This window comes from Streptomyces sp. NPDC017940 (assembly GCF_044328435.1).
In the GTDB taxonomy this organism is placed as follows: Bacteria; Actinomycetota; Actinomycetes; order Streptomycetales; family Streptomycetaceae; genus Streptomyces.
Genome location: NZ_JBIRHJ010000007.1, coordinates 65,091 through 77,801, shown reverse-complemented (window position 1 = coordinate 77,801; position 12,711 = coordinate 65,091). Strand labels below are relative to the sequence as shown.

The 12,711-nt window shown below is 75.3% G+C and carries 12 protein-coding genes; 6 read left to right on the top strand and 6 right to left on the bottom strand.

Annotated elements, in window-relative coordinates; translation table 11 throughout:
* Positions 1-164: 164 nt before the first annotated feature.
* The 5 genes from ACH4DX_RS24030 to ACH4DX_RS24010 all read right to left on the bottom strand — a co-directional run bounded on the left by ACH4DX_RS24030 (position 165) and on the right by ACH4DX_RS24010 (position 4,434).
* The gene (locus tag ACH4DX_RS24030) at positions 165-1,088 is read right to left on the bottom strand and encodes an LLM class F420-dependent oxidoreductase (protein ID WP_398156634.1); all 924 of its coding nucleotides are present in this window, start codon (positions 1,086-1,088) and stop codon (positions 165-167) included.
* 419 nt (positions 1,089-1,507) lie between these two features.
* Positions 1,508-1,990 carry a DUF6099 family protein gene (locus ACH4DX_RS24025; RefSeq protein ID WP_398115683.1) on the bottom strand — a complete coding sequence of 161 codons (483 nt, stop codon included), beginning with the start codon at positions 1,988-1,990 and terminating at the stop codon, positions 1,508-1,510.
* A gap of 404 nt (positions 1,991-2,394) precedes the next feature.
* On the bottom strand, positions 2,395-2,718 hold the full coding sequence (locus tag ACH4DX_RS24020) for a nucleotide pyrophosphohydrolase (protein WP_398115685.1): 324 nt from the start codon (positions 2,716-2,718) through the stop codon (positions 2,395-2,397).
* A 13-nt stretch (positions 2,719-2,731) separates the two neighbouring features.
* Complete coding sequence (locus tag ACH4DX_RS24015) at positions 2,732-3,916, bottom strand: AAA family ATPase (RefSeq protein WP_398115687.1); 1,185 nt, start codon at positions 3,914-3,916, stop codon at positions 2,732-2,734.
* A 134-nt stretch (positions 3,917-4,050) separates the two neighbouring features.
* The gene (locus ACH4DX_RS24010) at positions 4,051-4,434 is read right to left on the bottom strand and encodes a cell division protein SepF (RefSeq protein ID WP_398115689.1); all 384 of its coding nucleotides are present in this window, start codon (positions 4,432-4,434) and stop codon (positions 4,051-4,053) included.
* Positions 4,435-4,659: 225 nt separating this feature from the next.
* Between ACH4DX_RS24010 and ACH4DX_RS24005 the strand changes: the two genes are divergently transcribed.
* From ACH4DX_RS24005 to ACH4DX_RS23980, 6 genes are all read left to right on the top strand, one after another.
* Positions 4,660-4,926, top strand: coding sequence for a hypothetical protein (locus ACH4DX_RS24005; RefSeq protein WP_398156633.1), 267 nt, complete (start codon positions 4,660-4,662; stop codon positions 4,924-4,926).
* A gap of 74 nt (positions 4,927-5,000) precedes the next feature.
* Positions 5,001-7,352, top strand: a complete 2,352-nt coding sequence (locus tag ACH4DX_RS24000) for a heavy metal translocating P-type ATPase (RefSeq protein ID WP_398156982.1) — start codon at positions 5,001-5,003, stop codon at positions 7,350-7,352.
* 239 nt (positions 7,353-7,591) lie between these two features.
* Positions 7,592-8,041: a copper chaperone PCu(A)C gene (locus ACH4DX_RS23995; protein WP_398156632.1), complete on the top strand. Its 450-nt coding sequence runs from the start codon at positions 7,592-7,594 to the stop codon at positions 8,039-8,041.
* 111 nt (positions 8,042-8,152) lie between these two features.
* Positions 8,153-8,791 carry an ATP-binding cassette domain-containing protein gene (locus tag ACH4DX_RS23990; RefSeq protein WP_398156631.1) on the top strand — a complete coding sequence of 213 codons (639 nt, stop codon included), beginning with the start codon at positions 8,153-8,155 and terminating at the stop codon, positions 8,789-8,791.
* A gap of 61 nt (positions 8,792-8,852) precedes the next feature.
* Positions 8,853-9,758 carry a metal ABC transporter permease gene (locus tag ACH4DX_RS23985; protein WP_398156630.1) on the top strand — a complete coding sequence of 302 codons (906 nt, stop codon included), beginning with the start codon at positions 8,853-8,855 and terminating at the stop codon, positions 9,756-9,758.
* Entirely contained in the window at positions 9,677-10,546 is an 870-nt protein-coding gene (locus ACH4DX_RS23980) for a metal ABC transporter solute-binding protein, Zn/Mn family (RefSeq protein ID WP_398156629.1), read from the top strand. The genes ACH4DX_RS23985 and ACH4DX_RS23980 overlap by 82 nt, the downstream gene beginning before the upstream one ends.
* Before the next feature lie 97 nt (positions 10,547-10,643).
* On the opposite strand, the gene ACH4DX_RS23975 is transcribed toward ACH4DX_RS23980, so the two are convergent.
* On the bottom strand, positions 10,644-12,365 hold the full coding sequence (locus tag ACH4DX_RS23975) for a class I adenylate-forming enzyme family protein (RefSeq protein ID WP_398156628.1): 1,722 nt from the start codon (positions 12,363-12,365) through the stop codon (positions 10,644-10,646).
* Between the last annotated feature and the right edge of the window lie 346 nt (positions 12,366-12,711).

Sequence of the window (12,711 nt, the reverse complement as noted above, 5' to 3'; positions counted from 1 at the left end):
AGCGAAGCCCCCCGGGCCGCACCCAGGATTTTCCGGCTCCGGCGGGCAGGACCGCAGGTCGCGGGCGGTTGCCGGGTGCGGCGGCGGCGTCCACCCACGGCCCGGGCCGGGCCGGGCTCGCCCGGGTGGGAGCGGCTCCCCCGGGCCGGGCCGGCTCGCCCGGGTCAGGCCAGTTGCGACTGCACCTGTGCCGAGATCAGTTCGAGGTGGTCCAGGTCGGCCAGGTCCAGGCACTGGAGGTAGACGCGGCTCGCACCGATCTCCGCGTACCGGCCGATCTTGTCGACGACCTCGGCCGGGGAGCCCGCGAGGCCGTTGGCCTTCAGCTCCTCCACATCGCGGCCGATGACCGCCGCGCGCCGGGCGACCTCGGCGTCGTCCTTGCCGACGCACGCCACAAGGGCGCTGGAGTACACCAGGTCGTCGGGCTTGCGCCCGGCCTGCTCGGCCGCGGCCCGCACCCGGCCGAACTGCCGCTCGCTGTCCTCGATCGAGGCGAACGGGATGTTGAACTCGTCCGCGTACTGCGCGGTGAGGCGGGGTGTGCGCGTCGCGCCGTGGCCGCCGATCAGGACCGGCACCTTGGTCTGCGCGGGCTTGGGCAGCGCGGGCGATTCGGTGAGCTGGTAGTGGGTGCCCTCGTACGAGAACGTGCGGCCGGGCTCCGTCGCCCACAGGCCGGTGACGATCGCCAGCTGCTCCTCCAGGCGCGCGAACTTCGCCTTCGGGAACGGGATGCCGTACGCCTTGTGCTCCTCCTCGAACCAGCCCGCTCCGAGTCCGAGCTCCACCCGGCCGCCGGACATCTGGTCGACCTGGGCCACCTGGATGGCGAGCACGCCCGGCAGCCGGAAGGTACCGGCCGTCATGAGCGTCCCGAGCCGGATGCGCTTCGTCTCGCGTGCGAGGCCCGCCAGCGTGATCCAGGCGTCCGTGGGTCCCGGCAGGCCGTCGGCCGAACCCATGCGCAGATAGTGGTCGGAGCGGAAGAAGGCGTCGAAGCCCAGGTCCTCGGTGGCCTTGGCGACGGTGAGCAGCGTGTCATAGGTGGCCCCCTGCTGGGGCTCGGTGAAGATGCGAAGGTCCATGGGTCCATCCTGCACGCTCGAACGCCCGTGGACGTTCTCCGGCCCGGGCGGGCGCCGCCGCCCCGGTCGGGTGGGAACCGTGCGTACGGCGGCGGGGGCGCGGGCGTCCCGGTGATCGTGCCGCGCGGGGGATCGTGGGCCGGGGTGCGCCTCCCGCGGGGGCGGGGTACGGGTCGAGGGGGCGACGTGTCGCGGCGGCGGAAGGGTGAGCGGGCGCACAACGGCGGACGGGCGCGCAACAGCGAAGGCGCGCGGAACGGCCGAGGGGCCCGGAACGGCGAAGGCGCACGCAACGGCCGATGGGCGCGCAACAGCGAAGGCGCACGCAACGCCCGAGGGGCCCAGAACGGCGAAGGCACGCGGAACGGTCGCGGGTAGGGCTGGCGGCGCCCGCGGGGGGGCGAGGGTGGTGGTCCGGCTCAGCAGACGGGGCGGGTCCCCGAGGGCTCGGGGGTGTCGCGCGCCCGTGCGGCGAGTCTGCGGAGCATCTCCAGGACGCGGTCCCTGGCCTCGTCCGCCGCGTCGATGGCCTCCATGCACTGCCAGTACACCCCCTCGTCCTCGGCGCCCATCGCCACCGTGACCAGGGCGATGCCCACTTCACCGAGGAGCACGCCGAGGCGGAGGAGGGTGTCGTGGGCATCGCCTATCGTCGTGAGCTTCGCCGCCCGTATCTCCTGGGGCGTCGGCGGGGGGTGGCTCAGGACCGCGCAGCCCCGGCCGCTCAGCTCGCTGAGGCCGAGGGCCTCGCCCCGTAACTCCGGGGGGCCCGCGACCGCGAGGCGGCTGCCGATCGCCTGCGCCAGAGCCTGGGATTGCCACACCTCCGCCACCAGGGAGGCGGACTCCCGACTTCGCGCCAGGGCGCACCTGCTCGCCTCGATGAGTCGCATCGCATCCATGCGCCGTCCCCATTCATTCCGCGCCCACACACAGCACGTGCAACCGAACTCCCCTAACCACTACCCACAGTGAGCGCCTTCAGGACGAAAAGCCAGAGGAAGCCTGAAATCTGTGGACAAAAATTCGCCAATGGACAATGCATTGACTTCGGAGAGTGACGAAGAGGTGTCTTTGGGGGGCTTTCGGCATGTCCAACGGGTGGTGACGGCGCAGGACTTGAGGGGCGGGGGTGCGCACCGAGTGCGCCGTGAATGCCGGGGGCTCAGCACCGGTTGCGCCCTGGAGCGGCCGAACGGTGCGGTCGAGCGGTGCGGTCGAGCGGTGCGGCTGGGCGGTGCGGTCGAGCGGTGCGGCCGTCATGCGGTGGAGCCGCCGGGACCCACGGGGTGGGACGGGAGCGGGGCTAGGGCACGGGGAAGCGGTGCTCGTTCCGGTCGATCTTCGCCGCGAGCGCCGTGAGCGGGTCGATGCCGAGCCTGCCGCAGAACTGGAGCAGATAGGCGAGGACGTCGGCGACCTCGTCGGTCACGCGGTGCGCCGACTCCGGGTCTTCCATGATGCGCGCCGACTCCTCCGGGGTCAGCCACTGGAAGATCTCCACGAGTTCGGCGGCCTCCACGCTGAGCGCGGCGGCCAGGTTCTTGGGCGTGTGATAGCGCTCCCAGTCGCGCGCGGCCGCGAACTCGGCCAGCCTGCGTTGCAGTCCCGCTACGTCATGATCTGTCACGGCCCCCAGTCAACTACATCCCGGCGGGCCCGGGCCGCCCCAGGTCCACCACGGTCACGCCGTCCGCCGTCGCGGCCCAGGCGGCGTCGGCCACGGCACCGATCAGGCGCAGGTGGCCGCGGGCGCACATACGGGCCGCGAGGTCGGCGATGGCCCGCTTCTGGCGCTGGTCCAGACAGCGGTCGAAGCCGTCGGCGAGGACCGTGAGGCTCTGGTAGGCCTCGGGGACCTCCGCCGCCGGGTCGACCTCGAGGACCCGGGGGCCGGTGAGCAGGACCAGGGCGAGGGCCAGATAGCGCAGTTCGCCGTCGCCGAGGCGGCCCATGGAGGTGCGTACGCCGTCACCGCGGTCGAGCAGTGCCCGCAGGGCGCCGTCCCGCGTCTCCTCGGCGCGTACGTCGGCGACGGGCCCCGCGCACCCGGCGCGCAGCGCGGTCACGAGCTGGGCGTGCCGGGTGCCGCACTCGGTACGGGTGCGCCACAGGACCTCCGCGAGGTTGTCGCAGCCCCCGAGGAGGCGGCCGGTGCCGACGAGTCCCGGCGGCACGGGCTCGCGCATGCGGGTGGGGTGGGGGTCGCAGGCGAACACCGAGCGCAGGGCGACGACGACCTGTTCGGCGGCGGCGAGCACCAGGCGCTGGCCGTCGGTCTTGCCCGCGACGCGCAGCGGCAGCAGGGCCGTGCCGAGGCGGTCGTCGGGCAGGGGCGCGCGAGTGACGGGCGCGGCGCCCGCGGTGTGCCAGGCCGCCTGGACGGCGCGGCGGCCGGGGTCGCGCAGGGCCGTCTCCAGGAGGGTGAGTCCGTCGCGCGTCAACCGCTCGCCCGCGATGCGCAGTTCCGGTTCGGCCTGGACGGCCACGTCGAGGCGTACGGGGCCAGCGGGGCCGTCGACCGTGCAGCCGATGCGGAAGCCGCGGCGGGCCTGGCCGTCGGCGCGCGCCCGCTCGGGCACACAGCGGGCGGGCTGCGGGAAGACGTCGATCAGTTCGGCGCCCGCACCGAGCAGCGCCAACGCCTCGTACGCCCGGAGCGCGCTGGTCTTCCCGCTGCCGCTCGGCCCCGCGAACAGAGTGAGCGGACCGAGCGGGAACGCGGCACGCCGATGTCCCTCGAAGGCGGAGAGACGCAGCTCGGTGACGCGGGGCCTGGCGCGGGCCGTCCGCTCCTGCGCGGGCGCCCGGCGGGAGTGCACACTCATGACCGGACGTTATGACCGCCGTCGCAGCCGAACCGTTCCGTCCGCAGGACCTTCGCACGATCGAGGGATCACGCCCCGAAGTCCCACGTGGCGGGGTGGGGTGGGCTAGATCACCCGAGCGCGGAGAGCGCCGGTCAGATGCCGGTCGCCGCCTCCACGAGGCCCTGGACCTCCGTGTCGGGCGGTGACAGGAGGAAGACGTTCTTCTCCACGCGGTGCATGCCGCAGCCGAGGCCGAAGACCACGCCGCTGCTGAAGTCCAGGACGCGTTTGGCGACTTCGGTCTCGGCGCCGGACAGGTCGAGCAGGACCGGAGTCTGCGCCATGAGGTACTCGGCGACGTCGCGGGCGTCCGCGAAGATGTTCACGCGCGTGACGATGAAGCGCCGGCGCGCCTCCGTCTCCGCGTCGGGCAGGGCGTCGTGTCCCGGCCACGACGGCCACTCGTTGCGGCCGCGCAGCGGTACTACCTGGGCGAGCCCCTCCCACTGTTCGTCGGTGGCTTCGTGGCTGGTCACAGAGCAACCCCGTCCTGGCTCGTCCTCAACGTCTGCACCCGGCAATTCTTACGCAAGTCACCCGATCGGCCCAACCACGACACGGTCGCATGGCACGTGTCACATGTGCGGGCGGCGCGACAACACCCCGACAACACCCGGGAACCCGCCGCCCCGCCCGCACGACCACCTGCCCGTGCCGGGTGTCCGCAGCCCCGTACCGCCAAACCAGTCACGGGAGCCTCGATGGCAGACGAGCGTCCAACCACCGCGCGTACGGCGGGTTCCGACCGCGCACCGTCAGGTGTGCGGTGGTGGCGGCCGCCGCCCGCGCTGCTCGGCTTCGTCGTGCTGCTCGTCGTCGTCTTCGCCGTCGCCCACCGGGTCGGCTCGGCGGTGGGGCCGGTCGCGCCGGGCATGCGGTCGTCGGACCCCAGCGGCGACACGGGCCGCGAGGGCGGCACCGGTGACGGCGGGGGGCACGGCGGTCCGCACGGCGGGCACGGCCGGTGACCGCCGGGTCCACGGCCCCGGCGGCGGCCCCCGCGACCGGCGGCGGCACGACCACCGACCTGCTCGTCGGCGGCATGACCTGCGCGGCCTGTGTGAACCGGGTCGAGAAGAAGCTGGGCAGGCTCCCCGGGGTCAGCGCCACCGTGAACCTCGCCACCGGGCGGGCCCGCGTGCGCCACCCCCCGGGCACCGCACCGGACGCGCTCGTCGACGCCGTCGTACGGGCCGGGTACACCGCAGAACTGTCGCCGCCGGCCATGGAGGCCGAACTGTCGCCGCCGGCCGTGGAGACCGAACTGCCGCCGCCGACCCTGGAACCGGAACGAGTGACGCCGGTCGACGCGTCGCCCACGTACGCCGTAGGTGGCACCGAAGGCGCACAGGACTCGCGTGCCGCGAGGGAGCGGCGTGCCGAGCGGCACCGGCTCCTTGTCACCGCCGCGCTCTCGCTGCCCGTGCTCGTCCTGTCCATGGTGCCCGCCTGGCAGTTCCGCAACTGGCAGTGGCTGTGCTTCGTGCTCACGGCGCCGGTGGCGGTGTGGAGCGCGTGGCCGTTCCACCGGCGGGCGCTGCGCGGCCTGCGGCACGCCGCCGCGACCATGGACACGCTGGTGTCGCTCGGTGTCGCCGCCTCCTTCTCGTGGTCGGTGTACGCCCTGTTCCTCGGCGGTGCGGGCGAGCCGGGGATGCGGATGCCGTTCGAATTACTGCCCGCCGCGGGCGGTGGCGCCCACCACGTGTACCTGGAGGCGGCGGTCGGGGTGCCCCTCTCCGTGCTCGCGGGACGCTTCCTGGAGTCACGGGCGCGGCACGGCACGGGCGCGGCGCTGCGCTCCCTCGCCTCGCTCGCCGTCAAGGACGTCGCGGTGCGGGACGCGGACGGCACGGAGCGGCGGATCCCGGCCGGGCGGCTGCGGGTGGGGCAGGAGTTCGTGGTGCGGCCCGGGGAGCGGGTGGCCACCGACGGCGTGGTGGTGTCGGGGACGTCCGCGCTCGACCTGTCGCTCGTCACCGGTGAGAGTGAGCCGGTGGCGGCGGGGCCCGGTGCGGAGGTCGTCGGTGCCGCCGTGAACGCGGGCGGGCTCCTCACGGTCCGCGCGACGGCGGTGGGCGCCGGCACGCGACTCGCCCGCATCACGCGCATGGTGACGGACGCCCAGGCGGGCAAGGCGCGCGCCCAGCGGCTCGCGGACGCCGCGGCGGGCGTCTTCGTCCCCGTGGTCCTGACGCTGGCCGTGACCGTCCTCGGGTTCTGGCTCGGCGCGGGCGCCGCACCCGAGGCCGCGGTCACCGCGGCCGTGGCGGTCCTCGTCGTCGCCTGCCCCTGCGCGCTCGGCCTCGCGACGCCCACCGCGCTGCTCGCCGCCACCGGGCGCGGCGCCCGGCTCGGTGTGCTGATCGGCGGGCCGCGCGCCCTGGAGACGCTGCGCGCCGTCGACACCGTCGTGCTCGACAAGACCGGCACGCTGACGACGGGCCGTATGACCGTCACCGACGTCACCGCCGCACCGGGCGGCCTCGGCCGCGACGGGGTGCTGCGGCTCGCCGGGGCCGTCGAGGGCGGCTCCGAGCACCCGCTGGGGCGCGCCGTGCTCGCGTACGCCCGACAGGAGCTGTCGGAGGGGGAGTTGCCGCGGGTCACCGACTTCCGCGCGACGCCCGGGCAGGGTGTGCGCGGGGTGGTCGAGGGGCGCGAGGTGGAGGTGTGCACGCCGGGCGCCGACCCGGGTGGCGCGCTGCCCGAGGCGCTCGGCCGCGCCCTCGCCGAGGCCGAGTCGGCGGCGCGGACCGTGGTCCTCGTACGGGTGGACGGCGTCGTCGAGGCCGTCCTCGCCGTGGGCGACGTGCTGCGGCCCGGGAGCTACCGCGCCGTGGACCGGCTGCGGCGCCTCGGCGTGCGCCCGGTGCTCGCCACCGGGGACCGCCCCGCGGTCGCGCACGCCGTGGCCGCCGATCTTGGCATCGACGAGGTGCACGCGCGCTGCACACCGCGGGACAAGGCCGACCTGGTCGGGCGGCTGCGGGCCGGGGGCCGCCGGGTCGCGGTGCTCGGCGACGGCGTGAACGACGCGGCGGCGCTCGCCCGCGCCGATCTGGGCATCGCCATGGGCCGCGGCAGCGACGCCGCGATCGGCGCGGCCGATGTGACGCTCACCGCCGGTGACATCACCACCGCCGCCGTAGCGGTCCGGCTCGCCCGCCGCACCATGGCCACCATCCGCACCAACCTGGTCTGGGCGTTCGGCTACAACGCGCTCGCCGTACCACTCGCCGCGGTCGGCCGCATCGGGCCGATGACGGCGGCCGTGGCGATGTCGTTCAGCTCCCTGCTCGTGGTCGGGAACAGCCTGCGGCTGCGTACGTGGGAACCGGCACGGGTTGCGACGGGACGCGGACGGGCGGGCGCCGGGGGTGGGGGGCGGTGAGCGGGGTGGAGCCGGTGGGGGTGGTGGGTGTGGGCGGTGTGCGTCGCGGGGCCGGGGGTGATGTCGGGGTCGGTCCCGGGGTCGGTCCCGGGGTCGGGGCCGAGGCCGGGGTCGGGGCCAACCCCGGGGCCGAAGTCCTCTCCGGAACCAGCGCTGCTCCCGGAGTCCGCGGCACTGATGTCGGACTCGGTGCTGGTACCGGCGCTGTGTTCGCGTGGGCTCGGCGCGCTCTGCCCGGCGTGGTCGCGCCCGTGTTCGCCTGTGCCGTGGCGCTCGCCGGTCTCTCCGCCTGGGTCGCCGCCGGGGCCGCGGGCGGGCCCGCGCGGGTCGCGGTCGGTGACGGTCGGGTGTTCCTGCCGTACGGCGGCAAGGCGGAGACGGCGGCCTTCTTCCGGATCACCAACAGCGGGGAGTCCGGCGACACCCTGCTGTCCGTGGGCTCGCCCGTGGCCGACGACGTGATGCTGAGCCGGACCGTGGAGCGGGCGGGGAACGTGGAGTCGATGCGGATGGTCGACTCCGCGGCGGTGCCCGCGCGGTCCGTGCTGCGGATGGCCCCCGAGGGCCTGGACGTGATGCTGCGCCCCCGGCGGCCCCTGCGGGTCGGCGACGAGGTGCCCTTCGTGCTGCGCTTCCGGCACGCCGGGGACGTACGGGTGCGGGCGGTGGTGGTCAGGCCCGGCAGCTGAGCCGCCGCGGATCCGCCGCAGGGGTACGGGAACTCCCCGCGCCCCCCGTGCGACTACTGGCGCGCGGGGAGCCGCCGGACGGGCGGCCCCGGAAGAGGTGCGGGGAAGCGGATGGGTGGGCTCGACGTACGTATGCGGGGCGTGACCTGCGGGCACGGGCGCCTGGTCGCCGTCGACGGCGTGGACCTCGACATCGCCGCCGGGGAGCGACTCGCCCTCACCGGGACGAACGGCTCCGGCAAGTCGACCCTGCTGCGGGCCGTCCTCGGACTGCACCGGCCGCACCGGGGCACCGTCCTGGTCGGCGGCCGCGGTACGGCGTCGGCGGCGGACCGGGCGTGGCGCCGCCGGGCCTGCGCCTGGGTGCCGCAGAAGCCGGCGGCCGGGCGGTTCCCGCTGCTCGCGGGCGAACTCCTCGACTCCGCGGGCGCGCCCGAGCAGGCGGCCGCCGCGGCCCGCGACCTCGGCGTGGGCGAGCTGCGGCGCCAGCCCCTCGACACGCTGTCCGGCGGCCAGTTGCAACGTGTGTACCTGGCCCGCGCCATCGGGTGCGTGGCCGCGGGGGCGGGCGTACTGCTCGCCGACGAGCCCACCGCCGCCCTCGACTTCGCGGGCCAGGAGGAGGCCGCGGCGGCCCTCACGGCACTGCCGGTCACGCTCGTCGTCGTCACCCACGACCGTGCCCTCGCCGCCCGCTGCGACCGGGTCGTGGACATGGCGGCGGGGCGGCTGCGGGAGGTGACGCCGTGACGTACCCGGACCCTTCCGCGCCCGGACCCGACGCCGTGACTCCCCCTCCGGAGGACCCCCGATGACCCTCGCCACCGCCGATGTCGGCGCGCTGCTGCACCTCGTGCCGGTGCAGCGGGCCGGGTGGGCGCTGCTGCTCGCCGCCGTGGGGCTCCCGATCGTCGGGGTCGTGATCGTGGGGCTCGACATCATGCCGGTGCGGTTCGCGATGATGCACGTCGCGCTGCTCGGCATCGCCGTCGGGCTGCTCACCGGCCTGGACCCGATGCTGTGCGCCCTGGTGGCCTGCGCGCTCGCCGGAGCCGGCGTGGCCCCGCTCGCCCGGTCCCCCGCCGGTCTCTCGGGCGCGATGGGGCTCCTGATGAGCATGGCCATCGCGGCGGCCCTGCTCGTCCTGTCCGTGTCCGGGGTGAACGCCTCCGGTGCGTTCGCGCTGCTGTGGGGGTCGATCCTGTCCGTGGGCAGCGCCGACCTCGTGGTGGTCGGGGTGCTCGCCGTGGTCGTCCCGGCGCTGTTCTGGTGGCGCCGCCGCGACCTGGCGCTGCTCCTGCACGACCGCGAACTGGCCCAGTGCTCCGGCGTCCCCGTCGGCGTGCTCACCCTCGTCCTGCTCGTCCTCGTCGCCGTGGCCGTGGCAGGTGCGATCAAGCTGACCGGGGCGCTGCTCGTGGACGCGCTCACCCTGCTGCCCGCGCTCGCCGCGCGCCGCCTCGGCAACCGGCTCACCACCATCGCGCTGTGGGCCGTGGCCATCGGCGTCACCGTGAACGTCACGGGTTTCCTCGTCGCCCTCTGGCTGGACTGGCCGCCCGGCCCCGTCCTCGTCCTGACCGCGGGGGCCGTCGTCCTCGCCGTCCATCTCATTCCCGAACGGAGCATCACCTCATGGCGCGCACCGGCGTCCCCACCCCTCCCCTCCGCCCCACCTCCCGCGTCTCCTCCCGCGTCTCCGCCCGCGTCCCGCTGATCGCGCTGAGCGCCGCGCTCGCGCTGACGGCCGCGGGCTGCTCCGACGACTCCGGTGGCGGATCCGGCGGATCCGGTGGCTCCGGTGGCTCCGGCGGCAAGAAGGACGGGCCTGTCGTCGTCGCCACCACCACGTGGGAGGGCGCGTTCGCGAAGGCGGCGGGCGCGAAGGACGTCACGGTCCTGGTCCCGGCCTCCACGCAGCACGCGCCGGACTACGACCCGAAGCCGTCCGACCTCGCGGCGGTCTCCGAGGCGGACTTCGTGCTGTACGCGCCGTTCGAGCCGTACGCGGGGAAGATCAAGGACGCGGCGGGCTCGAAGGCCGACCTGGTGCAGGTGGACCTGGACAACGACGCCGCCAAGGTGCGGCGCGAAGTGGCCCGCCTCGGCGAGCTGTTCGGCACCGAGGGCGCGGCGGCGAGCTGGCGCAGGACCTTCGACCGCGAGTACGCGCGGCTGTCCGCGGACCTCAAGGCGTCCTGGCCCGGCGGGAAGAGCCCGGCCGTCGTCAGCCAGGTGTTCACCACGTGGTCGGCACGCATGGCGGGCGCGCGGACCGTCGGCACGTACGGCCCCGAGGCCGTGACCGCGTCCCAGCTCGCCGCCCTGTCCGCGAAGAAGCCCGCGCTCGTCCTGGACAACGCGCACATGTCCACCGGCAAGGTCCTGCCGGACTCCGGCGCCGAGCAGGTGGGGATCGTCAACTATCCCGGCGAGGACATGGATCTGCTGCCGGTGTACCGGGGGGCGGCGGAGCAGCTGAAGAAGGCGATGAAGAGCGCCTGAGCACCCGCAAGTCGGCCCGGCCCGGGCCTGGTCCGGCATCGGCTGCGCCCGGTGGTGGCCGCCGTACGCTCCTCGGGGGGCGTACGGCGGCCAGGGCTCAGGCGCGGGCGGCGCGTTCGCGCAGGGCCGTGCGGTCCGGTTTGCCCGCGGGGGTCAGGGGCAGTTCGGGGACGAGCAGGAGCCGTTCGGGGTGCTTGGCGCGTTCGAGGCCGCGGACGGTGAGGTGGCGGCCCAGGTCGTCGAGGGTGGGTGCCCCCGTGCCCGCGGCGTGGGCGGACGGCACCACGCAGGCAGCGAGGCGCTCCCCCATCAGCGGGTCGGGTACGCCCACGCACACCACGTCCCGTACCGACGGGTGCGCGCTCAGCTCGCGTTCGACCTCCGCCGGGCTGATGTTCGCGCCGCCCCGTATCACCACGTCCTTGTGCCGTCCCACGACGTGCAGCACGCCGTGCTCGTCCAGGAGACCGAGGTCGCCGGTGCGCACCCAGCCGTCGGGGGTGCGGTAGCGGGCGTCCAGTTCGGGGGCGCCCACGTAGCAGAGCGGGGTCATGGGGCCGCGCGCGACGATCTCGCCGACCGTGCCCGCGGGCAGGGGCTCGTGGGTGGTGGGGTCGGCCACCCGGATGTCGGCGACGCGGGGGTCCGGGCGGCCCGCGACGATGCCCTGCCCCGCGGAGCCGCCGCCCGGCCCGTCACCCGGCCCGACGGCAAGGGGGTCGGGTTCTCCCAGTCCCGTATGGCAGTTGACGCCGTCCGCGGAGCCGTACAGGTTCACCACGGCGCAGCCGAACGCGCGGTGCGCCTCGGCGGCCGTGGCGGCGTCGAGGGGGGCGCCGCCGAGGACCAGGGCCGTCGGGGCGGGCAGCTTCCCGGCCTGCGGGTGTCCCTCCCGCCGCTCCTGTTCCAGGAGGTCCAGGACCATGCGGGCCATCGTCGGTACGCCGAGGACGTGGGTGGGCTCGTGCTCCCGGAGGGCGTCGACCGCCGCCCGCGGGGTGAAGTGGTCGAGCAGTACGAGGGTGCCGCCGTGCCGGGCGAGGGCTACGGCCGTGCCGTTGGATCCGAAGGCGGAGGCCAGCGGCACGAGGAAGAGGCAGCGCGGCGGGGTGGCCGGGTCCGGCATCAGCGAGGCGAGGAAGTTGCCGCGGCCGCCGGCCAGGGCGTTGTGCGAGTACGCGACCATCTTCGGCTCCGCCTCGGACCCCGAGGAGACGAGGATGCGGGCCGCGCCGTCCGGGTCCGGCCGTGCGGCCACGAACGCCGTCGGGTCGCTGCGCCGCAGCAACTCGGCGAAGGGGACGGCCCCTTCGGGGGCCGGGCCCGGGCCCGCCGCTATGACGTGGCGGAGGGCCGGGGCCGCCGACGGGGCGGGCCCGGCCACCGAGGCCATCAGCTCCGCCGCGGGCCGGGCACCGCGGTGCTCCGTGGCGGCGACGACCGCCACCGCTCCGGCCCGGCGCAGCAGGCTCGCGGCCTCCGCCGCCCCCCGGCCCACCGGGAACGGCAGCGCGACCGCGCCGACCGCGGCGACCGCCAGATCGGCGATCACGGCGTTGCGGCCGTTGGGCAGCTGCACGCCGACCACGTCTTCGGCCCCGACGCCGAGCTCTCTGAGCCCGACGGCCAGACATCGCACCTTGCGGTCGAGCGCCGTGTAGCAGAGCTTTCCCTTGCCGTCGACGACCGCGGTGCGATGCAGGTCGCTGATCTGCCGCGCCCGGAACAGGCTGTACAGGTCGAGGTCGGGACAGGTGCCGTCGAGCGCCCACGAACGACGCAGGGCGGCGGGAAGCAGGTCGGGGAGGGGCTGGGCCATGCGGGGCTCCTGGCGGTGGGGTGGGGTGGACTGAGGTGGGCTGGGCTGGGGTGCTGCGGGATTCGGACACTGGTGACGGCGCCGTTGCCGGGGGCGAGGGGGGCGCCGGGAGGTGGGCGCCGTCCGGGGCGCGCCCTCGGCTGGGCGGTGCGGGGTGGAGGCGGGTTCGCGGGTGTGTTGGGTGATCGAGGTTGGGTGGGCGGTGGTCGATGCCGGGTGGCCGAGGTTCCGTTAGTGGTCGGCGGCAGGTGACCGGTGCCGGTAGTCGGTACCCCCGGGGGGGCGGTGCCGGGTGGCCGGTGTTCCGGTGGTGGTCGGTGGCAGGTGGACGCCGGTTGCCGGTTGC